The organism is Dolomitihabitans soli (assembly GCF_022213955.1).
GTDB classification, from domain to species: Bacteria; Actinomycetota; Actinomycetes; order Streptosporangiales; family Streptosporangiaceae; genus Streptosporangium_A; species Streptosporangium_A soli.
Map to the genome: position 1 here is coordinate 47,929 of NZ_JAKNTW010000045.1, position 23,663 is coordinate 71,591.

20 protein-coding genes, 1 tRNA gene and 2 pseudogenes are annotated in these 23,663 nt (G+C 68.6%); 13 read left to right on the forward strand and 10 right to left on the reverse strand.

Annotated features, from left to right (window positions below):
* Positions 1-207 precede the first annotated feature (207 nt).
* Positions 208-1,563 carry a serine/threonine-protein kinase gene (locus MBA17_RS46375; RefSeq protein WP_238505230.1) on the reverse strand — a complete coding sequence of 452 codons (1,356 nt, stop codon included), beginning with the start codon at positions 1,561-1,563 and terminating at the stop codon, positions 208-210.
* A gap of 197 nt (positions 1,564-1,760) precedes the next feature.
* On the opposite strand from MBA17_RS46375, the gene MBA17_RS46380 reads away from it, so the two are divergent.
* From MBA17_RS46380 to htpX, 7 genes and pseudogenes are all read left to right on the forward strand, one after another.
* Positions 1,761-2,537, forward strand: coding sequence for a NuoI/complex I 23 kDa subunit family protein (locus MBA17_RS46380; protein WP_238505231.1), 777 nt, complete (start codon positions 1,761-1,763; stop codon positions 2,535-2,537).
* Complete coding sequence (locus MBA17_RS46385; protein WP_238505232.1) at positions 2,537-3,070, forward strand: NADH-quinone oxidoreductase subunit J family protein; 534 nt, start codon at positions 2,537-2,539, stop codon at positions 3,068-3,070. The genes MBA17_RS46380 and MBA17_RS46385 overlap by 1 nt, the downstream gene beginning before the upstream one ends.
* A pseudogene (gene nuoK, locus MBA17_RS46390) lies at positions 3,070-3,351 on the forward strand (NADH-quinone oxidoreductase subunit NuoK); the annotation flags it as partial. The gene MBA17_RS46385 and the pseudogene nuoK, both read left to right, overlap by 1 nt.
* A gap of 122 nt (positions 3,352-3,473) precedes the next feature.
* On the forward strand, positions 3,474-5,354 hold the full coding sequence (locus tag MBA17_RS46395) for an NADH-quinone oxidoreductase subunit 5 family protein (RefSeq protein WP_238505234.1): 1,881 nt from the start codon (positions 3,474-3,476) through the stop codon (positions 5,352-5,354).
* Positions 5,351-6,856, forward strand: coding sequence for a complex I subunit 4 family protein (locus MBA17_RS46400; protein WP_238505235.1), 1,506 nt, complete (start codon positions 5,351-5,353; stop codon positions 6,854-6,856). Before MBA17_RS46395 ends, MBA17_RS46400 begins: the two co-directional genes overlap by 4 nt.
* A complete protein-coding gene (locus tag MBA17_RS46405; RefSeq protein WP_238505236.1) occupies positions 6,853-8,586 on the forward strand; it encodes an NADH-quinone oxidoreductase subunit N in 1,734 nt (577 codons plus the stop codon). Before MBA17_RS46400 ends, MBA17_RS46405 begins: the two co-directional genes overlap by 4 nt.
* A gap of 75 nt (positions 8,587-8,661) precedes the next feature.
* Positions 8,662-9,513 (forward strand): zinc metalloprotease HtpX, encoded by an 852-nt coding sequence (gene htpX, locus MBA17_RS46410; protein ID WP_238505237.1) that lies wholly within the window; start codon positions 8,662-8,664, stop codon positions 9,511-9,513.
* Positions 9,514-9,610: 97 nt separating this feature from the next.
* Here htpX and MBA17_RS46415 read toward each other — a convergent pair whose 3' ends face one another.
* The 7 genes from MBA17_RS46415 to MBA17_RS46445 all read right to left on the reverse strand — a co-directional run bounded on the left by MBA17_RS46415 (position 9,611) and on the right by MBA17_RS46445 (position 16,758).
* Complete coding sequence (locus tag MBA17_RS46415) at positions 9,611-10,732, reverse strand: hypothetical protein (RefSeq protein WP_238505238.1); 1,122 nt, start codon at positions 10,730-10,732, stop codon at positions 9,611-9,613.
* Positions 10,729-11,244 (reverse strand): SigE family RNA polymerase sigma factor, encoded by a 516-nt coding sequence (locus MBA17_RS46420; RefSeq protein ID WP_238505239.1) that lies wholly within the window; start codon positions 11,242-11,244, stop codon positions 10,729-10,731. Before MBA17_RS46420 ends, MBA17_RS46415 begins: the two co-directional genes overlap by 4 nt.
* 45 nt (positions 11,245-11,289) lie before the next feature.
* The gene (locus MBA17_RS46425; protein WP_238505240.1) at positions 11,290-11,865 is read right to left on the reverse strand and encodes a pyridoxamine 5'-phosphate oxidase family protein; all 576 of its coding nucleotides are present in this window, start codon (positions 11,863-11,865) and stop codon (positions 11,290-11,292) included.
* 57 nt (positions 11,866-11,922) lie between these two features.
* Complete coding sequence (locus MBA17_RS46430) at positions 11,923-13,788, reverse strand: CASTOR/POLLUX-related putative ion channel (protein ID WP_238505241.1); 1,866 nt, start codon at positions 13,786-13,788, stop codon at positions 11,923-11,925.
* Between the two features lie 101 nt (positions 13,789-13,889).
* Positions 13,890-14,921 carry an aldo/keto reductase gene (locus MBA17_RS46435; protein ID WP_238505242.1) on the reverse strand — a complete coding sequence of 344 codons (1,032 nt, stop codon included), beginning with the start codon at positions 14,919-14,921 and terminating at the stop codon, positions 13,890-13,892.
* 130 nt (positions 14,922-15,051) lie between these two features.
* On the reverse strand, positions 15,052-16,293 hold the full coding sequence (locus tag MBA17_RS46440; protein WP_238505243.1) for a tetratricopeptide repeat protein: 1,242 nt from the start codon (positions 16,291-16,293) through the stop codon (positions 15,052-15,054).
* Between the two features lie 108 nt (positions 16,294-16,401).
* Positions 16,402-16,758 carry a transposase family protein gene (locus MBA17_RS46445; RefSeq protein ID WP_238505244.1) on the reverse strand — a complete coding sequence of 119 codons (357 nt, stop codon included), beginning with the start codon at positions 16,756-16,758 and terminating at the stop codon, positions 16,402-16,404.
* Between the two features lie 30 nt (positions 16,759-16,788).
* On the opposite strand from MBA17_RS46445, the gene MBA17_RS46450 reads away from it, so the two are divergent.
* The gene (locus tag MBA17_RS46450; RefSeq protein ID WP_238505245.1) at positions 16,789-17,634 is read left to right on the forward strand and encodes an SDR family oxidoreductase; all 846 of its coding nucleotides are present in this window, start codon (positions 16,789-16,791) and stop codon (positions 17,632-17,634) included.
* Positions 17,635-17,705: 71 nt separating this feature from the next.
* Complete coding sequence (locus tag MBA17_RS46455) at positions 17,706-17,909, forward strand: hypothetical protein (protein WP_238505246.1); 204 nt, start codon at positions 17,706-17,708, stop codon at positions 17,907-17,909.
* Positions 17,910-17,942: 33 nt separating this feature from the next.
* On the opposite strand, the gene MBA17_RS46460 is transcribed toward MBA17_RS46455, so the two are convergent.
* Entirely contained in the window at positions 17,943-18,434 is a 492-nt protein-coding gene (locus MBA17_RS46460) for a YajQ family cyclic di-GMP-binding protein (RefSeq protein WP_238505247.1), read from the reverse strand.
* A gap of 145 nt (positions 18,435-18,579) precedes the next feature.
* On the opposite strand from MBA17_RS46460, the gene MBA17_RS46465 reads away from it, so the two are divergent.
* The 4 genes from MBA17_RS46465 to MBA17_RS46480 all read left to right on the forward strand — a co-directional run bounded on the left by MBA17_RS46465 (position 18,580) and on the right by MBA17_RS46480 (position 22,908).
* A tRNA-Tyr gene (locus MBA17_RS46465) sits at positions 18,580-18,661 on the forward strand.
* A gap of 598 nt (positions 18,662-19,259) precedes the next feature.
* Positions 19,260-19,856 (forward strand): hypothetical protein, encoded by a 597-nt coding sequence (locus MBA17_RS46470; RefSeq protein WP_238505248.1) that lies wholly within the window; start codon positions 19,260-19,262, stop codon positions 19,854-19,856.
* A 999-nt stretch (positions 19,857-20,855) separates the two neighbouring features.
* Positions 20,856-21,605: a hypothetical protein gene (locus MBA17_RS46475; RefSeq protein WP_238505249.1), complete on the forward strand. Its 750-nt coding sequence runs from the start codon at positions 20,856-20,858 to the stop codon at positions 21,603-21,605.
* A 757-nt stretch (positions 21,606-22,362) separates the two neighbouring features.
* Positions 22,363-22,908, forward strand: a complete 546-nt coding sequence (locus MBA17_RS46480; RefSeq protein ID WP_238505250.1) for a hypothetical protein — start codon at positions 22,363-22,365, stop codon at positions 22,906-22,908.
* A gap of 628 nt (positions 22,909-23,536) precedes the next feature.
* Here the strand turns inward: MBA17_RS46480 and MBA17_RS46485 are convergent.
* Positions 23,537-23,663, reverse strand: a pseudogene (locus MBA17_RS46485) (IS630 family transposase); the annotation flags it as partial.

Genomic DNA, 23,663 nt, shown 5'->3' on the forward strand with positions numbered 1-23,663 from the left:
GCCTGGGCCGTACTTCGCCCTTCCGGACGCGACGGACGCGGCTGTGGGCGTTCCGCGGGCGTCGTCTGACGGGTGGACCGCAGGCCGCGGCCCTGGCCTCGCCTGGGCCGTACTGCGCCGTCGTGACCGGCGCCCGGCGGGCGGGTGCCGGTGGCCGCCCAGGACGCGGATCCCGACAGGACGCCGTGCAGGGTCGAGAGCCGGCCGTCAGTGCACGATGCCGAGCATGATGTCGGAGGCGTCGGGACGGCGGTGCGGGCGCTTGTCGAGGCAGGAGGCGATGAGGGGGCGGATGGGCGGGGGGAGGCAGGCCAGGTCGGGGTGGTGGTTGAGCACGCGGTTGACGATGGCGGGCATGGAGTCGTCCCCGAACGCGGGCCGTCCCGAGGCGGCGAAGATCATCGTGGCCGCCCAGCTGAACACGTCGGACTGCGGTGACACGTCGCCCCCGGCGAACTGCTCGGGTGACATGTAGGAGGGCGTGCCGACGATCTTGCCGGAGGTGGCGCTGTTCTGGTCGAGGGCGCGGGCGATGCCGAAGTCGATGACCCGGGGGCCGTCCGGGCCGATCAGCACGTTGGCCGGTTTGAAGTCGCGGTGCACGATCCCGGCGCGGTGGATGGCCGCCAGGGCGCCCGCGGTGGCCAGGGCCAGCCGGGTCAGCCCGTCCGCGGCGCGCGGGCCCTCCTCCTGGACGAGCCGCTCCAGGGACCTGCCCTCGACGTACTCGCTGACGATGTAGGCGGAGTCGTCGTCCATCCGCACGTCGAGCACCCGCGCGGTGGAGAACGGCGCGACCTTGCGCGCCGCGTCGACCTCGCGGACGAACCGGCTCTTGGCGACCGGGTCACCGCTGAACCAGTCGTGCAGGACCTTCACCGCCACCTTCATGCCGTCGGGCGCGACGCCCAGGTAGACGACGCCCTGGCCGCCCCTGCCGAGCTGCCCGACCAGGCGGTAGGGACCGAGCCGGCCGGGATCGGTGGCACGCAGCGGCTGCACGGCCCCGCCCGCCGCACGGGGCCCGCGCTGGGGCCCGCCCTGGGGGCCGCGCGGCAGCGTCGGGGCGGTGCGGGGGGCATGCGAGGCCGTCGGTCCGTACGGCACGCCCAGGGGGGCGGGCGCCGGACGCACGGGGCGGAAGACCCTCGACCGGATCAGCAGGGCGTGCACCGTGCCGCCGATGACCGAGCCCAGAATGCCCACCATCATGAGCGCGTTGAGCCAGCCGGGGGCGTCTTCGACCTTCTCGTATCCGGCGATGGCCCCCCAGAAGACCACGGTGCCCGCGCCGTACAGGACCGCGCCGGCGACGAGTGACGCGCTCTTCAGCCGGGCGGCGGCGTGGCCCATGATGAACGGCGTGCCCACGCCGCAGGTGAGCAGGGGCACCATGGCCCACATGACGGTCAGGACGATCGGCGTGCCGGGCGGCGGGTGGGCGATCGGATAGGCCCCGGTGGGGACGGGCGGGTAGGTCGGCGGGGGGTGGCCGGGGAGCGACGGCGCGCCGGGTGGGGGGTATCGCCCCGGCCCGCCCGGTGGCCCGCTCGCAGATGCCATGGCGCGAAGGATACGGATCCCAGGTCCGCTGCGCATATGGCTGCGGTATCGATGTGGACAAGGATCTCCGAGCCTGTGGATAACTCGGCGACCTGTGTCCACAGGGGTGTGGATAACCTCTTGATTCTGTGGAAAAGCTGGGGACAAGTGCTCGCGCACATTCACCTTCTGGGCAAGGTGCGTCATGATGTTGAATCGTGGCGCACATACCAGGAGTCGGACTGGCCAAGGGGCTGTCGGTCACCCTGCGGCACATGCTGAGCAGATCGGTGACCCAGCAGTACCCCGAGGTTCACCCCGACCTGCCCGCGCGCAGCCGTGGCGTGATCGCGCTCGTGGAGGAGAACTGCACGGTCTGCATGCTGTGCGCCCGTGAGTGCCCCGACTGGTGCATCTACATCGACTCCCACAAGGAGACGCTGCCCGCGCCCGAGGGCGGCCGGCCCCGTGCCCGCAACGCGCTCGACCGGTTCGCGATCGACTTCTCCCTGTGCATGTACTGCGGGATCTGCATCGAGGTGTGCCCGTTCGACGCGCTGTTCTGGTCACCCGAGTTCGAGTACGCGGAGCACGACATCCGCAACCTTCTCCACGAGAAGGACCGGCTGCGCGAATGGGTCGAGACCGTCCCGCCGCCGCCCGCCCACGACGCCGCCGCCGACCCGCCCAAGGAACTCGCCGCGGCCGCCCGCCCGCCTCGCCCCGCGCCCGCCGCCCCGCGCGACCCCGCCGCCGAGGAGCCCCCGCCGCCCAAGGAGCGGCCGCGCAGTACGGCGGGGCCGTCCGCCGGCCACGCGGCCGTGCGGGCGATCAAGCCGCCGGGCGCGCTGCCGAAGAAGGAGTCGTCCACAGGCCGGCCGGCGGACGACCCGTTATCCACAGAATCTCGTTCGGGTTCGGCGCCCGACCCCGCGCCGAGGAAGAGTCGCCCGCAGGAATCCAGCGAGCCACGGGAGCCTGAGGAGGAGCCGTGATGGCCGAGGTGCCGTCCTATCTGTCGCCGACCGGGCAGGAGATCGTCTTCCTGTTGCTCGGCGCGGTGGCCGTTGGGGCGGCGCTGTTGGTCGTGACCACGAGACAGCTCGTCCACGCCGCGCTCTGGCTGGTCGTCTGCTTCGGCGCCCTGGCCGGCTGCTACCTCGTGCTGACCGCCGAGTTCGTCGCCTGGGTCCAGGTGCTGATCTACGTGGGCGCCGTCGTGGCGCTGCTCCTCTTCGGCCTCATGCTCACCCGCGCTCCGATCGGCCGCTCGGCCGACCTCGACAGCGGTAACCGCCCGGTGGCGGCGCTCGTCGCCCTGGCGACCGCCGCGCTGCTGGTGACCGTGGTGATCGACGGCTTCCGCACCGCCTACGCCGACCTGACCCCCGGCAGAGGCGCCGCGAAGGAGCTCGGAAGCAGCATCTTCCGCAACTGGGTGCTGCCCTTCGAGGCGCTGTCCGTGCTCCTGCTCGCCGCCCTGATCGGGGCGATCGTGCTGTCTCGCACCGACATCAGGGGGCGGTAGTGCACATCGTCTACCCGGCCGTGGTCTCCGCCCTGCTGTTCTCCATCGGCGTGTACGGCGTGCTCGCCCGGCGCAACACGATCCTGGTGCTGATGTCGGTCGAGCTCATGCTCAACGCCGTCAACCTCAACCTCGTCGCCTTCGACGTGTGGCTGAGAGACCGGCTGCACAGCGGGCAGGTGCTCACCCTGTTCGTGATCGTCATCGCCGCCGCCGAGCTGGGCGTCGGGCTGGCGATCGTGCTGGGCGTCTACCGCAACCGGCGGAGCGTCGACCTCGACGGCATGCGCGACCTCGCCGACCCGGGCACGGAGCCGGCCGGGATCCCGGGCGACGCGGCGGCCGAGAGCGCCACGACCCCGGTGGCCGCGGAGGCCGCCGCCAGGAGCGGGGAGGCGAAGCCGTGACCGTCACACTGGCCGCCGCGATCACGCTGCTGCCCTTCCTCGCCTCGGCCGCCGGCCTGCTCGGCTCGCGGTGGCCGCGCGGCGCCCCCGGCACCCCCGACAAGGCGGCGGCCCGCCGTGCGGCCTGGATCGCGATCCTGCCCGCCGCGGTCTCGGCCGTGCTGGCCGGGTGGCTGGCCCTTCGTTGGTGGGGCGGGGCGCGGGACACGACGGCGGGCACGCTCACGATCATCGACACGGGCGGGTTGCCGATCTCGGTCGGGTTGGAGGTCACCGAGCTGTCCGTGCTGGTCGGGCTGCTCGTCACGGTGGTGGCGCTGGCCGTCCAGGTCTACTCGGTCGGCTATCTCGGCGACGACCGGCGCTACCCGTCCTACAGCGCGTTCATCAGCCTGTTCACCAGCGCCATGCTGCTGGTGATCTACGCGGGCGACCTCCTGGTGCTCTATGCGGGCTGGGAGATCATGGGCCTGTGTTCCTACCTGCTCATCGGGCACTGGTGGGAAGACCTGGGCAACTCGCGGGCGGCCATCAAGGCGTTCCTCGTCACCCGCCTCGGCGACGTGGGCTTCCTCTTCGGGATCTTCGTTCTCGGCGTCGGGGCCGGCAGCTTCCGGATCGCCGACGTCCTCGCCAGGTTCCCCCAGATGTCCACCGCGACCCTGATCGTGGCGACGCTGCTGCTGCTCGCCGGGGTGGCGGGCAAGAGCGCCCAGGTGCCGCTGCACACCTGGCTGCCCGACGCGATGGCCGGCCCGACGCCGATCAGCGCGCTCATCCACGCGGCCACCATGGTCGCGGCCGGCATCTTCATGGTGGCCAGGCTCTTCCCGGTCTTCGAGGCCGCCGGTCCCACCCTCGACGTGCTCGCGGTGCTGGCCGCGCTCGGCATGCTCGGCGCCGCTCTCGCCGCGCTCGCCCAGGACGACCTCAAGCGGGTCCTCGCCTACTCCACGATCAGCCAGCTCGCCTACATGGCCGCCGCGCTGGCCGCCGGGGACGACGAGGCCGCGATCTTCCACCTGGTCAGCCACGGCGCGTTCAAGGCGCTGCTGTTCCTCTGCGCGGGCGCCGTGATCCACGCGGTCGGCTCCAACCTGATGAGCGACATGGGCGGCCTCCGGCGCATCATGCCGATCACCTTCGTGACCATGACCATCGGCTTCGCCGCGCTCGTCGGCCTGCCTCCGGCGAGCGGCTTCTTCAGCAAGGACGCGGTGCTGGTCGCCGTCGAGCAGGCGAGCGCCGAGGGCCCGCTCACCGACGCCGCCGCCTGGCTGCTCTACGCGTGCGCGCTCGCGACCGTCGCCGTCACCGGGGCCTACGCGACCCGCGCCTGGCTGCGCACGTTCTTCGGCGAGCGACGGGTGGTCGCGCTGCCCGAGCCCGAGCCGGGCACGGCACACGTGTTCACCGCGCACGAGGCGCCGCTGTCGATGCGCGTCCCCCTCGTGGTGCTCGCGGTGCCCGCGCTGCTGTTCGGCTTCGTCGGCCTGGGAGACATGCACTGGGGCACGGCCGCGGTCAGCGTGGCCCTGGCCCTGCTCGGTGCGGGGATCACCTACTCGGCCTGGCGCAGCGACCCGCTCGCCGACCCCGCGCGCCTGCTGGGCCCGTTCCGGGTCCCCTGCGAGCAGGCGTTCTACGTCGACACCGCCTACCACGCGATCTTCGTCAGACCGGTGCTCCGGCTCGCCCGCGTCGTCGTCGGCACCGACGACGGGGTCGTCGACGGGGCCGTGCGCGGCTCCGGCCGGTTGACCCTAGGCGCGGCCGGCCTGCTCAGATTCGCGCAGAACGGCAATGTTCAGCTCTACGTCAGCGGCCTGCTGGCCGGAGTCCTGCTGATCGCGGTCGGGGCGGTGATGTTCGGATGAGCTGGATTCCCATCGCGCTGCTCACGGTCCCGCTGGCGGGCGCGCTCCTGCTGCTCGCGCCGGGGCCCACCCGCCCGGAGACGCGAGCCCGGCTGCTCCGGGCGTACGGGCTGGGCGTGTCGGGGATCACGTTCGTGCTCGCCCTGGTGCTCGCCCTCACCTTCGACTACGGCGACGCCGGGCGCATGCAGTTCACCACCGACCAGTCGTGGATCCCGGGTCTCGACCTCCGCTTCCACCTCGGCGTCGACGGCATCTCGCTCCCGCTGATCGTGCTGACCACGCTGCTGACCCTGCTCTGCTTCGTCTACCTGACCGGCACCAGGAACGAGCGGCCACGCGCGTTGTCCTGCACGCTGCTCGTGCTCGAAGTCGGCATGATCGGCACCTTCCTCGCGCTCGACCTGCTGCTGTTCTTCGTGTTCTTCGAGGTCGTGCTCATCCCGATGTACTTCGTGATCGCGATCTGGGGTGGTCAGGGCCGCCGGGCCGCCGCGATCAAGTTCATCCTCTACACGGTGCTCGGCTCGGTGGTGCTCCTGCTCGGCCTGCTGCTGATCTGGGCCCAGACCGGCACGCTCGACATGGTCGCCCTCGCCCAGGCGCACGGCTCCGGGATGGCGCGCTCGGTGCAGATCGTGGCCTTCGTCGCGATCGGCATCGGCCTGGCCGTCAAGACTCCCATGTGGCCGCTGCACACCTGGCTCCCCGACGCGCACACCGAGGCCCCCACGGTCGGGTCGGTCCTGCTCGCGGGTGTACTGCTCAAGATGGGCACCTACGGCTTCGCCCGGATCGCCATTCCGGTGCTTCCCGAGGGGGCCGCCGCGGTCGCCCCCTGGCTGGGCGCCTTCGCCGTCGTCGGCATCATCTACGGCGCGCTCGCCTGCCTGGCCCAGCGCGACCTGAAACGCATGATCGCCTACTCCTCGGTCGGCCACATGGGCTTCGTGCTGCTCGGCTTCGCGACGCTCACCCCGGTGGGCATCAACGCGGCCCTGTTCGGGAACGTCGCCCACGGCCTGATCACCGGGCTGCTGTTCTTCCTCGCTGGCGCCGTCAAGGAGCGGTACGGCACGGCCGACATGCCCACGCTCGGCGGCGGCATGCTCGGCCGCCTGCCCCGCATGGGCTCCCTGCTCACCTTCGCCTGCGTCGCCTCCCTGGGGCTGCCCGGCCTCGCCGGTTTCTGGGGAGAGATGCTCGCCCTGCTCGGCGCCTACGAGCCGGGAGCCGGCCTGTCCCGCCCGCTGTATCTCACGTTCATGGCCATCGGAGGCATCGGTACCGTGCTGACCGCGGCCTACTTCCTGGTGATGCTCTCCAAGGTCACCCACGGCCCGCCCGCCAAGACGTCCGGTGGGCTCATGGCCGACGTCCGCGGCTACGAGCTCGCCGCCTGGGTGCCGTTGGTGGCGCTGATCCTGCTCTTCGGGCTGTGGCCCAAGGCCCTCCTGCTGATCACCACGCCCGCCGTCCAGACCCTGCTGGGGGCGCCGTGATCCAGTCGATCGACTACGCCGCGCTCGCACCCGCCCTGATCCTCGCGGTCACGGCGGCCCTTGTCCTGCTGCTGGACGCCTTCCTGCCACGCGCGCCGGAGCCCGACCCGCGGGCAGCCGCGGGGGCCCGGTCCAACGGGCGCGCGGCCCCGGCGGCCGTGGCCGGCGCGATGGCGGCTTCGGACCCGGACGGCGTGCCGGTGAAGGCGGGCGTCCCGGGCGGCGTGGGGACGGTGTCGGGCGTCCCGGCGGATGTGCGGGCCGCCACCGGGGGCCTTCCCGCCGCTGGGGACGCCGACGCGGAGCCTGCGCGGTCCGCCTCTGGCAGTCCGGCGGCCGCCGGACTGTGGCGGGCCGGTGGGCGCGGCGTGCTGGGGCTGGTGACGCTGGCCGGGGTGCTCGTGGCGCTGGGGGCCCTGGTGGCGCAGGCGGTGAGCGGCGGGGTGCGGCGCACGTTCTGCGTTCCGCGCGACCTGGTGACCGGCGGGGAACCGCCCTGCTCCTACGTCATCGACCCGTTCACCCTGGTGATCGGGGGGCTGGTGCTGGTCGCGGCGCTGGTCGTGGTGCTGCTGTCGATGGCGGAGCTCGCCGGTGGCGCGATCCCCGTCGGGGAGTGGTACTTCCTGCTGCTGTGCACGCTCGTCGGGGCGGTCGCCCTGCCGGCCTCGCGCGACCTGATCATGCTCGTGGTGGCCCTGGAGCTCGTCTCGCTCCCGGTCTTCGCGCTGACCGGGCTCAAACGCTACGACGCGGCCTCCTCGGAGGCCGCGCTCAAGCTGTTCCTCGTCTCGGTGGTGTCCACGGCGGTGATGCTGTTCGGCGTCTCCCTGCTGTACGGCCTGTCCGGGTCGATCTACCTTGACCGGCTCACGGTCGGCCCCGAGCTGCGGCCGGTCGCCGTCGTCGCGATCGTGCTGGTGATAGCGGGTTTCGCGTTCAAGGTGGCCGCGGTGCCCTTCCACTCGTGGGCGGGAGACGTCTACCAGGGCGCGCCGGTGCCGGTGGCGGCCCTGCTCTCGGTGATCTCCAAGGCGGCCGGGTTCGCGGGCCTCATCCTCCTGCTGGTGGTGGCGCTGGGCGCCCAGGCCGCGCTCTGGTCCCCGGTGGTCGGCGTCATCGCCGCCCTCACCATGACCGTCGGCAACCTGCTCGCCCTGCGCCAGCGGCACGCCGTACGGCTGCTCGCCTGGTCGTCCGTCGCCCAGTCCGGCTACATCCTGGCCCCGCTCGGTGTGCGGAGCGAGGGGGCGGCGGGCGCGTCCATCGCCTACCTCGTCTTCTACGCGGCCATGAACCTCGGGGCGTTCACCGTCGTCATGCTCGTCTCGCGGCGCAGCGCCGGGAACACGCTCGACGACTATCGCGGCCTGGCCTTCCGGAGCCCCGCCGCGGCCCTGGCGCTCGGCTTCTTCCTGATCTGCCTGGCTGGCCTGCCCCCGGGCCTGGCGGGCCTGTTCGCCAAGGTGATCGTCTTCCGGGAGATCATCGAGGGCGGCGGGGTCGCGCTGGCGATCGTCATGGCGGTCAACACCGTGATCGGCCTCTACTACTACGTCGCCTGGATCGCCAAACTCTTCACCCCGGCCCCCCAGCCGGCCGGTCCGGCCGGCCGTACGACGCCGGTGGCCATTGCGATCACGGTCGCGATGGTGGTGGCGGTGGCGTTCTCCGTGGCCCCCCAGGCCGTCTTCGACCTGCTGCCGGGTGCGCTGTCCGCACGCGGCTGACCATCCGGCCGGGAACGATCGGCCCGGTCATGGGCGTTGGAGAAGACGAGCACGCATCAAGCGAAGGGGGGAGCCATGCACCACAACGGCCTGCGTACCGCGGTCCTCCTCGGTGCGCTCTCCGCGTTGATCATCGGGATCGGGGCCTGGCTGGGCGGCGGGGCAGGTGTGCAGATCGCCTTCCTGGTCGCCCTCCTCACCAACGGGATCGCCTACTTCTTCTCCGACCGCATCGCGCTGTCGGCGATGCGGGCGCGGCCCGTCGGCGAGGTCGAGCAGCCGACCTTGTACCGCATCGTCCGCGAGCTGTCGACCGAGGCCAAGCAGCCGATGCCCCGGCTCTACGTCTCGCCGACCATGCAGCCCAACGCGTTCGCCACCGGGCGAAACCCGCGCAACGCCGCCGTCTGCGTCACCTACGGGATCACCCAGCTCCTCGACGAGAAGGAGCTGCGCGGGGTCCTCGGCCACGAGCTGTCCCACGTCTACAACCGTGACATCCTGATCTCCTCGGTCGCGGGCGCGCTCGCCACCATGATCACCTACTTCGGTTATATCGCGATCTTCTTCGGGGGATCCGATGACGAGGAGGGGCCCGGCTTCCTGGGCGCGCTGCTCATGATGGTGCTCGGTCCGGTCGCCGCCGGGATGATCCAGACGGCGATCTCCCGTTCCCGGGAGTATCAGGCGGACGAGGCGGGCGCGCGGCTCACCGGTGACCCGCTCGCACTCGCCTCCGCGCTCAGGAAGATCGAGATGGGCACTCGCCAGTTGCCGCTTCCCGAGAACGGCCGGTTGGCCTCGGCGTCGCACCTGATGATCGCCAACCCGTTCCGCGGGGCCGGGCTGGGCCGCCTCTTCTCGACCCACCCGCCCATCGCCGACCGCATCGCCCGCCTGGAGCGGATGGCCGGCTACCGCCGCTGACCCCGCCGCTACGCCGGTGGCTATCGCTGTTGACGGGTTGGGGCCCCATGGTTCGGAGTGGTGGGGCCCGACGGAAGACGCTCATCTACATCTCCTCTCAGCCGACTATGGCGTTTGCCGGGTAGGTGATGAGGGGGCGGGCCTTGCCGGTGGTGATGTTCACGGCGTAGAGGGTTGTTTCGCCGTCACGGGATTCGCCGTTACGGAATGTGTCCTGGCTGGGTCTGGCGTAGAGGGTGACTTCGGCGGCGTTCACCCAGTGGCCAAGCCGATTGAACGTCATGTCGGACGGGATGCCGGTGACGGGGACCTTGTGGGAGCCGCCGCCGGTGATCGCGTTGACCGTGACGATCGTGCGGTCCTGCTGGATCATAGGTCTGGCCTTGCGGTCGTAGGTCTGGCCGAGCCGGGCGAGGGTGCGGCCGTCGGGCGCGAGGGCGCTGAAGTCGTAGGTGAAGTCCTTGACGACGATCGGGTCATGGCCGAGGACCTGGATCCTGGTCTCGTCCTCGTAGGGTCTGATCAGGGTGACCGGGCCGTCCCCGTCGGCCACGCTGACCGGCCACCAGTTGGCCGGCAGGTTCCTGGATCGGCCGCTCCGGAGATCGACGAGCACATGGTGCGAAGATCTGCCGTTCGCGTTGACATGGATCACTCGGAGCCCGTCGGGAGAGATCCGCATCCCGAGATCGCCCTTGAAGGCGGCTTTCGGCAACTTCTGGCGTGACCTCCAGACCTGGCCGGTGGCGAGATCGCGGACGGAGACGGTCAGGTCCTTCGCATCGATGTACACCATCCGGCGGCCGTCATCGGTGATGACCAGCGGGCCCGACGGCATGTCGCCCTGGACACCCTGGCCGAGCGCGTTGGCGATCTCGTAGGTTTCGCCCGACCTCGTGATGACCCGCCATTGTCTGTCTTCGCAGCCTTCGGCGGACTCCGGGCAGTGGAGGTAGGCATGGCTCAGCGGGCCGACACCCTTGCGCGGCAGCGGCTCGGCGGTCTCCACCGGAGGGGCGATGACGATCGGATGGTTCGTCCGATCGAGGCCGTTGGTCAGCGCCGCCGTTCCTCCGATGATCACCGCGATGGCGATCGCCGAGGCCAGGACCAGCCGCGAGGTCCGGCGACGCCTCGCCCCCTGGAGGGCGACGTCGGCGAGGTCGGCCACGGGCGCCTCGTTGGCGATCTCGTGCAGTTCGTCGCGGAGCGCGTTCATCCGCGCACCTCCGTTCGCGCGTCGGACAGGAGTTCCGCCAGTTCCGGGGCGAGGGTGCGCAGCCGGGAGAGGGCGTGATGGGTCTGGCTCTTCACCGTGCCGCGCGAGCATCCCATGAGCTGCGCGGTCTCCTGCTCGGTGCGATCCTCGTAGAACCGCAGGACCAGGACGGCGCGCTGGCGCGGGGTGAGCAGCGTGAGCGCCTGGCGCAACGTGAGACGGCGGAGAACCGCCTCGTCGTATGACCGTCCACGCTCGGGAAGCGTCAAGCTGGGGAACTCGACAAGTTTTCGCCTGCGCCAGGAGATGTGCTGGTTGATCAGGGATTTTCGGGCGTACGCCTCCGGATTGCCGTTCCTGGCGAGCTTGTGCCAGTGCGAGGCCACCCGGGTGAGGACCGTCTGCAGTAGATCCTCGGCGAGATGGGCGTCTCCGGTGAGAAGGTACGCGGTCCGCATCAGCGACTGCTGGCGGCCTCGCACGAACTCCCGGAACCCCTCATAGCGGTCCATGCCTTGAACAACTCGCCTGAGGGGTCTGAGGTTGGAAGGGAGTCGTCAGGAATGCTGGTGGACCGGGTCCGTCTCGCCGCCGCTGAGGGCGGGAAGGCCGTCGATGCTCTCGCGGTTGTGCTTGGCGCGGTGCGCACGGCGCTGCTGACTGTCCTTCCGGCCGGCCCATTCGTCAAGCAGCGCCCGGTCCTCGTCGAAGGACATAAAGGGTACGGCGAAGCCACACGAGTCGGAGATCCGGTCGAGGCCGACGACGATGATCGATCGGACGCCCGGATGCGGGCCGAATCGCTTGATCAGGTCGGCGAAGTCGTCGTCGTGCGGGGTGACGACCCGGCCCGTGCCGTACAGGCGGAGGATGTTGGGCGGGCCGGTGAACGCGCAGAACATGACCGTGATGCGGCCGTTGTTCCTGAGGTGGGCGATGGTTTCCACGCCGCTGCCCTCAATGTCGAGGTAGGCCACGGTGGTGTCGTCGATCACGGTGAAGGTGTCGGCGTATCCCTTGGGGGAGACGTTGACGTGACCGCCCTGCTCGGGTGCGGTCGCCACGAAGTAGAGCGGCTGCGCCGAGATGAACGTGCGCAGCCGATCCGTCAGCATATCGTAGGTTTTCCCCATAAATTGAAATATATACAGCGATGACCATTTATGGGCGTTGCGTCCGAATGGCGGACTTCAGTGTTCCGACAGCACGATCACGAAGTCGTCGGGGCCGAGCGTCACCGGGCGGAGTTTGTCCGGGTTCAGCACCACACCGAAGGCCGGGGCATTGTTCACCTGGGAGCCCAGCCGATAGCCGATCGCGGTCTCGCCACGGCGGCGAGCGGATTCGATCACCGTGATGAAGGAGACGGGATCGCCGGGCCGTACGTAGTCGCCCGCCGGGCGCGGGTAGATCTCCGATCCCTTGGGATCGAAGAGATAGCGGAAGACCTCCGCGAGGTGCTGGTTCTCGGCGAGCTGGGCGAGGAGCAGGCCGATCACCGTGTCACTGATCACGATGTCGTCGGCCTTGGTGACCTCGGCGAGGGTCCGGTTGTTCTCGTCGTGCATCTCGCTGACGATCGAGTAGCGCTCGTGGAGCACCGACTGCATGTCGCGGAGTTGCAGCAGGGTCATCAGGGTCCGCGTGTCGGCGTGCTGCGCGCCGTACCGGTCGTCGGAGAGCACGATCACGTGCTCGTAGAGCCCGGCGCCGAGCGACTCCAGGGCGTACCGGTCGGTGGTGTCGCACTCCTTGACGTTGACCGTGAGGTTGGTCAGGCCGCCGAGGCCGCTGCCCGCGTCGGGGTGGTCGGCGGCGATGTCGAGCACCGAGCCCGGCGCGATGTACCCGTCGACATGCCGGACGATCTGCCGTGCCCGGACGTTCCAGTTCAGCAGCAGGGTCCGCTCCGGGCGTGGGGCGCCGTGCGTGACCGTGGCGATCGCCTTCTCGTCCGCGGCGTCGGCGGTCTTGCCCGGGCGGATCAGCGAGTCGTCGGTGGCGATGACCACGATCTCGTCCTCGGCGGCGACCACGGTGTCCATCTGGGGGTTCAGCACGACGCCGGACGGCTTGCGCAGGCCGATGACGGTCGCCGCCTGGTACGCCGTCAGCGCCTCGCCGTACGTCATCCCGACGAGTTCGGCGTCCGAACGCAGGTAGATCTCGCTGTTGTCGAAGTTCAGCAGATCCATGCAGACGACCGACATGCCCGACTGCCGGGACGACTGCACGATCAGCCGGGAAGCGGTGTCGTCGGAGTCGACCAGGTGCACGTCGGGGCCGCCGGCCAGGCGCGCCGCCGCGATGTTGCCGGAGGACGCGATCGCCGCCACCACCGGCGGGTGTTCGCCCCGCCGCTTGGCCAGGGCGAGGAGGGTCTTGATGACGTGCGCGTCCGGATCGTCACCGTATGGGGACAGCACGACCACCGAACGCGCGGACCCCAGATTCATCATCTCCAGGTCCGCCGGCTCGCTCGGACGGCCGGTACGGCAGACCACCCGGGTCCTGCCGAGTTCGCTCACCCGATCGCGGATGTCGGTCTCCATGGCGACCTTGTCCACATCCGCCATGATCGCGATGACGCTGCCACGCTGGCTCGCATGCGCCTTGGACAGTTCGCTGATGATCGTGAACACCTGGTCGGACCAGCCCAGGATCACGGTGTGGCCGCGCTCGACCACCCGTGACCTGCCCTTGCGCAACTCCTCGATCTTGCTCTTCAGGCCGTTGGAGAGCAGGCCGACCAGCGTGCTCACGATGAAGATGCCGCCGAGGGACGCCACGAGCATCAAACCGACATAGACGGCGGTACCAGCGTCGCTGGCCACCTTGCCGGGACTCAGCGTCCGCATCAAGGTCATCCACAGCACGCCCAGCGGGCCGTTGTTCTCCTTGGCCTCCCCGGGCGCCAGCCACAGCGTCAGGCCGCTGACCACCGCGATCAGTCCCACAGAGACCAGCGCGAGCCAGCCAATCAACGCGCCCGTGCCCCTGGACATCGTGTTGTCGAACCAATACTTCAAACGTTCTCGAAACGTCGTACGCGACATTCCGCACCTCCCCGTCGCACCAACCGCACAAGGTACATCCGGTGACGGCCTTGTCGTATTCAATACTTAGATAGGCGGATATTACGGGACTTTTGACCTTCCTAAGTACGGCGGCGCAGAGTCGCGTCGGCGAGCGCCGGAGGCCGCCAACCGGCGTCCTCGGGATTCAACGTCACCCCCGGAGCGACGATCTCGTCGATGCGATCGAGAACGTCCGGGTCGAGCCGTACGTCGGCCGCCGGAAGCTGACTCTCCAGGTGCTCCATCGTGCGCGGTCCGATGATGGTCGAGGTGACCGCCGGGTGGTTGATCGTGAAAGCCAGCGCCAGCTCGATCAGCGACATCCCCGCCTCCTCCGCCAGCACCGCGAACCGCTCCGCCGCCGCCAGCTTCAACCGGTTCCCCGGCAACGACAGGTCATAGCGCGAGGGAAGAAGCCCGGCCCGCCGGCTCGTCGGCACCTCCTGGTTCTCGCGGTACTTCCCGCTCAGCCAGCCGCCGGCCAGCGGACTCCACGTGATCACGCCCATGCCGTACCGCCGGCACGTCGGCAGCACGTCCGCCTCGATCCCGCGAACCAGCAGGGAGTACGGCGGCTGCTCGCACCTGAACCGCTCCCGCCCGCGACGCTCGGCCGTCCACTGGGCCTCGACGATCTCGTGCGCCGGAAACGTCGAGGACCCGATCGCGCGCACCTTCCCCGACCGCACCAGATCGGTGAGCGCGCCGAGCGTCTCGTCGATGTCGGTCGAGGGGTCGGGCCGGTGGATCTGGTACAGATCGATCCAGTCGGTCCGCAGCCTGCGCAGGCTGTCGTCGACCGCCTGCATGATCCACCGCCGCGAGTTGCCCCGCTCGTTCGGATCGTCGCCCATCGGCCCGTGACACTTGGTGGCGAGCACGACCCTGTCACGCACACCCGCCTTGACCAGCGCCTCCCCGACGTACTCCTCAGACTGCCCCCGGGAGTAGATGTCGGCGGTGTCGATGAAGTTGATCCCCGCGTCCAGCGCCCGGTTGATCACCTCCGCCGACCGCTCGGCCGACTCCTCGCCGAACCGCCCGAACATCATCGCCCCCAGGCAGAGCGAACTGACCCGAATCCCCGTACGGCCGAGCACCCGGTACTCCATTTACGACGTCCTTTCGTCTGCGAGATCGCAGTCCCAACGGTGTCTCACCCGCACGCCTCTTGCTTCGACCGGGCCCGGCTTTCTCAGGTGCGGGTCTCCGGTGCGAACAGTGATCGGCTCACGGGTGGGTTCATCGGTGCTCCCACCGGCGGGTCTCCGGATGCCACCGGAGCGCACCGCGACGAGCGTCGAGATCGGCCTCGCGCAGCGCGGCCAGCGCCTCATCCGTCGCGTCGGTGCGCATGTGCAGACGCAGGCGCGAGTCGGGATCGCTGACCACGATCAGCGTGCTCTCGGCGGGTTCGTTGCCCCTGGCGAGCTTGTGGGCCAGCTTGCGAAGCTTGTTCCGGATCCCGTCGTAGGTGTCCTCGGCGGCACGGCCGATCAGGCCCTCCACGAACGGGACGAGTGCGGCCGTCGTCACGACCGTGGCGACGACGGTCACCCATTCCTCCGCCCGGGCGGAGGCTCGCTCCTGCAGAACCCTCCGCCGCATCGCCGTCGCCTCGCTGGTTTCGCCTAGGCGGTCGAGCAATGAGGCGATCCACTCGCTCTCGTTCAGGCCCTCAACCGCCGACCGGGCCTCGGCCACGCGGCCCTGCCGCTCGAAGAACTCGGCGATCGATCTGGGGGACCGAGCCTCACGGTAGAGCCGCTCCGCCTCCGCCAGGTCGCCGGCACGCTCCCGTAGCTCGGCGTAGTGCACAGTCGCCAGCACCGAGCCGAGGTCGAACGCCTCGCGCATCCAGTGGTCGGCCACCTCCTGCATGCCCTCCCCGGACAGCGTCGTGGCGAGGTGCCAGAGTTCGCCGCCCGGGTCGTCGGACCGCATGCACACCTCCCACACGTCGTCGTCGGCGCCACGCTTCGCCAGCAGCAGGAGGAGCTTCGAACTCAGCGACCAGTCGTGCCCGCCTTCGGCGGCGCGCCGCAGCCAGGTCTCCGCCTCGGCCAGCCGCCCCTGCTCGTAGTAGGTGTCCGCGAGAATCGAGAACGCGGTACTGTCACCGGCCTCGGCGGCACGAAGGTAGAGGCGCTCCCCCTCGGCGGGGTCGTCGCGGCCGATCCACGCCCCTAGCCTGCGCATGGCGTCGGTGGATCCGGCTTCCACCGCCCGCCACGCCCACGCGTCCCCTTCCTCGGCCCGCGGCCCGTGCCGCAACACGAGCCACAGGTCGAGCATCGCCGCCGGATCACCGGCTTCGGCGGCACGGAGGTAGAGCCGCTCCTGCGCGGCGGGGTCGTCCCGGCCGATCCACGCCCCGAGCCTGCGCATGGCGTCGGCAGACCCGGCCTCCACCGCCCGCCACGCCCACGCGGCGCCCTCCTCGGCCCGCGGGCCGTACCGCAACGCGTACCAAAGGTCGAGCATCGCCTCAGGGTCACCGGCCTCGGCCCGTGCACGCGACTTTTCCTCATTAGCTGGCCACATGGGTCCATCATGGTCAAGAGTCACCCACCGCAGTCAACCTGTGCGCGATCAGGCCGACGCCCGCCGTACAGGGACATCGGTGTACGGCGCGCCGGGCCGGAACACCGTTATTGTTTCTTGCCCTTGTACGGAGTGATGAGCGGGCCCTCGGCACCTTGGTACGCCTTGTCTGTGACGGGTGATGATCCCGGCCTTCAGGATTCCCCAGATGCGGGCGGCACTCAGGTTATGCGCCTTGCCCTGCAGCGCGTCGGACGTCCATCGGACCGTCTCGTCGGGCGAGGCGATGACCTGCACGTTCATCCCGTGCACGCGGTGTTTGCCGGAGAAGTAGGGCCGGTCGACCTTGATCCGGTCCGTGCGGATCGGCTCCCGCTCGCCGACGCTGAGAAAGGCGTAGCCCACTCCGCTGTCGGCGGGCCATACTTGCGGATCATGACTCTTGGCGACCCACCCGGGAATCCGGATCGTCAGCTGCGCACGAACTCGCTGCCGCTGCGCGGCCGGGCTGCCCTGGTGACGGGCGTCAGCCGACGCGCCGGCATCGGGTACGCCATCGCCCGCCGTCTAGCGTCCCTGGGCGCCGGCATTTTTCTGCACCACCATGTTCCGCACGACCGTGACCAGCCATGGGGAGCCGATCCAGGCGGCCCACAGGCCATCCTCGACGGCGTCACCCAAGCCATGGCCGACCCGCGGGCCATCGTCGCCCATCAGGGCCTCAACCTGACCGATCCAGACGCACCGGCTTCGCTCATCGAAGCTGCGGCCGGCGCGTTCGGGCATCTGGACATCCTGGTGTGCAACCACGCTCGAAGCGGTAGCGACGGCCCGCTGGGCGAACTGGACGCCGCCATGCTGGATGCGCACTGGACGGTCAACACCCGCTCGACCATCCTGTTGGCCCAGGCCTTCGCCGCCCAGCATGACGGCCGTCCCGGCGGTCGGATCATCTTCATGACCTCCGGCCAGGATCTGGGTCCCATGCGCGACGAAGTCGCCTACGCCGCCAGCAAGGGAGCCTTGGCCTCGATCACCCGTACCTTGGCCGACCATCTCGCCGACCAGGCGATCACCCTGAACACCGTCAACCCCGGCCCTGTCGACACCGGCTACGCCCCACCCGACGTCCTGGAGGCAGTGCGCCGCCGTTTCCCCCCAGGCCGCTGGGGGACCCCGGACGACCCCGCACGCCTGATCGCCTGGCTGACGACGGACGACGCGGCCTGGATCACCGGACAGACCATCAGCAGCGAAGGCGGTTTCCGCCGCTGGGATTGACAGGCTGGGGCCGCCGGGTGATGTCGAACCGCATCGGGTCGGGGCAGCGAAGGCGGCTCCCGCTGCTGGGATTGACAGGGGTAAGCGCGCGTCGCCACTACTTCGCCACGTTGCTGATCCATCTGGGCGCGATCGGTGAAGACGACTCGCCCTCGGCCACGCTGAATACCTACGTGGGGGAGTGGCCCGAGGCACAGGAGAAGACGCGTGCCCTTGTGGACGGCGCGCTCGGCCGTGTGCCCCGGATGTGCCCTCCCGGTCTGCTCATGCGATAGATCTGCAGGTCAGAGTCCTGAAGGATGCCCTGTTTAGCGGTAGTTCGTGAACTGCAGGGCGATGTCGAGGTCCTTGCCCTTGAGCAGGGCGATGACATCCTGCAGCTCGTCCTTCTTCTTGGAGCTCACGCGCAGCTCCTCGCCCTGGATCTGGGCCTTGACGCTCTTCGGCCCTTCATCCCGGATCATCTTGGAGATCTTCTTGGCGTGCTCCTGGTCGATCCCTTCCTTCAGGGCGACCATGAGCCGGTACTCCTTGCCGGACAGCTTGGGCTCGTCGGCGTCCAGCACCTTCAGCGACAGACCACGCTTAACGATCTTGTCCTTGAAGACGTCCAGAACGGCGTTCGCCCGCTCCTCGCTGTTGGCCTTGATCTCAACGTTGTCCTGCCCCGACCAACTGATGCCGGCCCCGGTGCCCTTGAAGTCGAACCGGTGTCCGACTTCCTTGACCGTCTGATTCAGCGCGTTGTCGACCTCCTGGCGGTCGATCTTGCTGACGATGTCGAAACTCGAATCGGCCATCGGTGTGAGTGTCCTCTCTACGTCTCCACCGACCATAGCGACCCCAGCCAGCCGGAGTGCGGACCTCCCGGCGGACAAACCGGTGTCACCTCCACAGCCGAAGTCCGCTATCCTTCTACCTGTCGCCGCCGCAAGCGGCGGACACGGCAGGTTGCCCGAGTGGTCAAAGGGAGCGGTCTGTAAAACCGTCGGCTCAGCCTACGCAGGTTCAAGTCCTGCACCTGCCACACCAGCAGAATCAGGCCCCTCACCAGCGGAAACGCGGTGAAGGGCCTCTTCTCGTTTGTCCGGCTGTCCATGGTCGTCAACGGCGCTCTACGGGTGCTCGCGTCGTATGCGCGTCGGCGCTCAGGCGGTCTTTTGCGGTGGTTTCAGCGCCTCGGTGATCAGCTTCCGGGCGAAGTCGTCTTGGCCCGCGATGCACTGGGCGTAGACCCGGAGCAGGACGTTCACGCTGTGCCCTGCCCACTCGGCGACCTGGGGGGAGCGGGCCGCCGCCTGGTTCTGGAGGTGCCTTCAGCGTTTCAGGATCACGGCCTCATCGGCGAGCGCCGGTCTGGGGGGCCGGCCCCGGCGCGCGGGTAGGACTCCGGGCCGTAACCGCACGCACTCCGCGCCGCACCGATGCCATCCGCCGGCCCCTGATCGCGCCGCCGCCCCAATGCAGCACGACGATCACCACGGGGTGGCCGATGTCTGTCCTGGTCGGGGCGATCGAAGATCCAGGGTTCGTTCCTCACCCTGGCTCACCGAGCAACGTGGCCAGGCCCAGGAGGCGCAAGGGAGACGCGAACTCTTCTAGACTCACCGCGCATGCGATTAAGGTTGATCTTCGCCCTTGTCTTCCTCTACGTCGTTACGGCGCCGCCCGTGGTCCAGATGAGGGAGTTGCGACTGATCATCTATCCGGCGAGCGCGGAGGCGGTCGAGGTCTTCTATCAACCGATCCACCCTGTGATGCTCAGGTCGTCCGAGGGGATCGAGCCGTTCAATCGGGCCCTCATAGCTGCCGAACAACGCGCCGAGGCCTACTCGCATGACCTTGCCCCTCCTTATATCCGGCACGATCCGTATCGGCTGATCACTCCGTACGTCACCGAACGAGGGCGCGAGCTGGCCGCCCTGCCGTTCGCTGGGGCGTTCTGGCAGGAAGGGAAGGTCGTCCGGTACAGGATCGTCCCCAAGGTGGAAGAGGTGAAGAACAGCAACGCTGAGCTCTCGGCGCTGTTTGAGAACGAGGAATACGAACCGCTTGACGAAACGGACGCATCCCTAGGCACGGGAATATATGAGGAGCTCAATCGGGTGGTTCTGAAGGTCAACGCATTCGATCAGGATTTGCGGCGCAGATTGGCCGCAAAATATGGCGGGCTCATCGTCATTCGGTGGAGCCCTGGCGAAGAGCGGCCGGTGCTTCATTAGTGCGCGGGGAGAACGCCCACGTGACCGTCGCGGGAGTTCGAGGCGGCGGCCTCCCGAGCTGCTGATGCGGTTTGGTCTCCCCGCTGTACACCGCTGCGGTCGCTGGACATGCGAGCTCCCCCAGGGCGGTGGAGGACACGTGACGGCGGTGTGCAATATGCGTGCAATGATCATGTAGGTGGAAGGCTCATATATTCGTTGCGTCGCAGATCAGCGGCTGTATCGACCTGAGAAACGGGCATGGGCTGTAAACCGTCGGCTCAGCCTACGCAGGTTCAAAGTCTGCACCTGCCACACCAGCAGAATCAGGCCCCTCACCAGAGGAAACCGGAAGGCGTCAGCCTGGGCCGCGTTGGCATATGGCTCTTTCCAGTGCTTCCCTCCGACCTTCCACAAGACTCGGTAGGAAGCAACCGCGCCTTCGGCGTTCTTTCTCTTCTCGGTCTTGTAGACGCGCACGTCATAGGTGATGTCAGTGGAAGCAGGCAAGTCCGATCAGCCCTGCTCTTCCCCGAAGCGGTCGGCAAGCCAATTCCGGTCCAGGCCAACGAAGCGCCGATTCCTCGCTCGATCGACGTTCTCATGCATGGCCTACGCCATCTTCGTTTCCTTCTTCACACTGATTCGGTCGCACGCGCAGCGCTCTGTGACTGATGGAAGGGGCACCTTGTCGCCTTCCTGCCTGCGCTCGCCGGCATGTATGACCATGAGCGAGGAGAAAAGCCGATCGTATTGCCCGATGCGGTGATTCTCCAGTAACGCGGATTCCGTCAAGTCGTAGGGAGTGGCCCAACGGAATCCGGCGGGATGGGTGCCTGCATCTACACGCATCGGTTGCGGGCTACGAAGGGGTAACCATCGTGATCTTCGCTGACATCTACGACGACGAGAGATGCCCCGGCGACACGTCGGAGATCCTCGGTGCCCTTGCGCGGAGTCGTCGTTCGGGATGTACCTCAGGGCCCCGGCGTTGATTCGTTCAACCAGCTGCGAGCCATCTTGGTCCACGCCGACCCGCAGTTACGCGAATCCCTGGCCGGGCTCGGTCCGGCCACGCTCATCCGCCGCTGCGCCGACCTGCCCGATTCCGAGGCGGACGACATTCACACCGCCGCCACCGGCGTGCTGCGCACCCTCGCCCGATCGGCTTGGATGTACGTCATGTGTGCTCTTCTTCGCCCGAACCCTCAGTACGGCACCCGCGGTTCCGGAATGATCCTGACGTTCTTCGGCACCGTCTGGTGGCTCGTCGGCTCCGTCGTCCTGGACGGCTCCGCCCGTACCGCCGCCCTCGTCGCCGGAGCCGTCCTCGCCGCGACCCTGCTCGTCCTCGCTGCCCGCCGCCTCGACGGAACCGGCGGGCGCGAGGCGTACGAACGCAGCGCGCGCACCTTCATGTGGAGTAACGTCGGCCAGGGAGTGGGGATCGCGGTCGTCATCGCGGTCGGGAACATCACCGGCGGGTACAGCTGGATACCGGCACTCATCGCGATCGTGGTCGGCGCGCACTTCTTCCCGCTGGCGCGACCGTTCGGCCGCCTCGAGTACCGCTGGACCGGCAGCCTGCTCATCGTCGTCGGCGTGGCCGGCTGCGCCATGGCGCTCTCCGGGGCCTCGGAGTCCGGGGTCCAAACCGTGGCCGGTCTGGGCTCCGCCACCGTCCTGTGGGCCACGACGGCGTGGTACCTCGTCTCCGGCGTCCCGGACAGATCCACGCCGCGACAGCAAACCGCCGACACAGGTTCCTGATATGTGTCACGGCCGCGATCGCTTCGATCCCGGAGCATTCTGCAGGTGAACCCCAGCGGTGCTGCGAGAGCTGTCACCAGGGTCAACACGATCGCGTGTACCTGGTGACACGACTCTTAACGACACCCAACGCAGCCGGAAAGCTTGCCGGGCGCCGGGGAACAAGCCCTCGTCTGCCTCGTGACCGGCCCCGTAGCCAGCCCCGAAGCGAGCACGGCGCGTGCGCAGGACCACCTCGTGCGCGTGGAGTTCGACGCCGAGCGCGGTGAGGACGCTCGGGCGGCCGGGCTGAGGCACCTCGGCCAGGCATGCCGACAGCTCGGCGCCCAAGGGCTTGAGCTCTTCGACGTGCAATTCCAGATCCTTTATATCGGCCGGTCAGGCAAGCCTTGCCCGATGGAAGAGGCTCGCAGGGGCACGGCGTCCTTCACAGCTCGGACGAGGCTTCGGCCCGCCAGACGCAGCGGAGTACTGCCAGCCCCGGCCCTCTTCTATTCAGGCAACCTGCTGGAAGGGTTGGCTGCGGCGCCGGCCCGGTCGTGTCCGGCGACGCCGAGACGTGCGGTCGGTCGCTTGCCGGTCGATCATGGCCACCGGGGCGGCGACTCCCGCTCACCACGAACGCGGTCCTCTTGGGGGATGACCCCGATCGCGACCTCCGGAGGATCTCGTCGAGACCTGACGACGACGTCCAGGGCACCCCCGCGGTGGCAGATTGGCGGAACCGTAGAACGCAATCTACCGAGGGAGCCGCGACGTGACCGATACGAAAAAGCTGTGGGGACGACGTGGAATTGCCGGACTGGCTGCCACGCTTGCGTTGATCACCGGAACGGCGACGGCGTCCTTCGCCGGAACCGCGCCTTCCGACCCTGAGCCCCGGCTGTCCGGATCCGCGGGCGGCAAACTGACCAAGACTTTCGGATCTTGGGCCGGGGACCCGGTGAAGTTCCAGATCGAGGCCCGTGGCGGACCCGGCACCACGAAGGGGACTTTCAAGGTGTTCCACGGGAAGGGCAGGACCGGTGGCGTCGTCGCCGAGTTCGAGGGGAAGATCACCTGTCTGCTGGTGGGCGGTGAGGTCGCCGTCGCCACCGGCGTTATCACCCGTGGTTACACGAACTTTACGGATGAGAAGAACGCGGACGTCACCGGCCAGAAGGTCTCGTTCACCGTGCACGACAACGGCCGTTCCGACAGGCTCTACTGGATGTGGGGGTTCATGAACGCGCCGATCAACGATTGCCAGGGCACGGCGCCGATTCTCAAGACGAGCCACGGGGACTTCAAGGTCCGTGACTGACAGGGCAGGCGATCTGGCGCACGTCGGGCGAGGTCGCGCACCCTGCATCCGCGCGGAGGTGACTGCAACGCCGTGGACGCCGTCGCGACCTCGGGAGGATCCCGCGGCGACCTGAGGACGATGTGCGGGGCGTCGCCGCAGCGGCAGATTGACAGGAACGCCGGGGCCCTGGGATGTACCCCGATGGATGGCATGGGGCCGGTCCCAATCTTGCCAAAAAGCCGCTACGGTCCCACCGATTCCCGATGTGTTCCCACAGAGGCGGGGGGATCTTTAAAGGTGCAGGTCAGAGCATTATCGCGGAGGGACTGTAAAACCGTCGGCTCAGCCTACGCAGGTTCAAGTCCCTGCACCTGCCACATCAGCAGAATCAGGCCCCTCACCAGCGGAAACGCCGTGAGGGGCCTGCGGCTTCACCCTGGCTCTATGCCGAGATGGTAGCTGAGGATCGCAAGCTGCGACTTAAAGGCTATGAAGCCTACCGCTTCGGCGGCTATGAACTGAAGCAATCAGGAGCCGAAGAAATGCTGTGGAAGTTCTTTGATGACTTGTTAAAGCGGCACGACTTCTAGAAATAGCGCGGTTGAGTCTGACGTAGGTGACTGCATAGGGGCTTCCGGTCTTGCAGCTAGTGTCCTGCGTCAGAAATCCGTCGGCAATATCGGGCGAGTGATTCGAGGATCTCTTCGGCGGTCTTTCGCCACACAAACGGGCGCGGGTTGTCGTTCCACTGATCGATCCAGGCCCGGATCTCC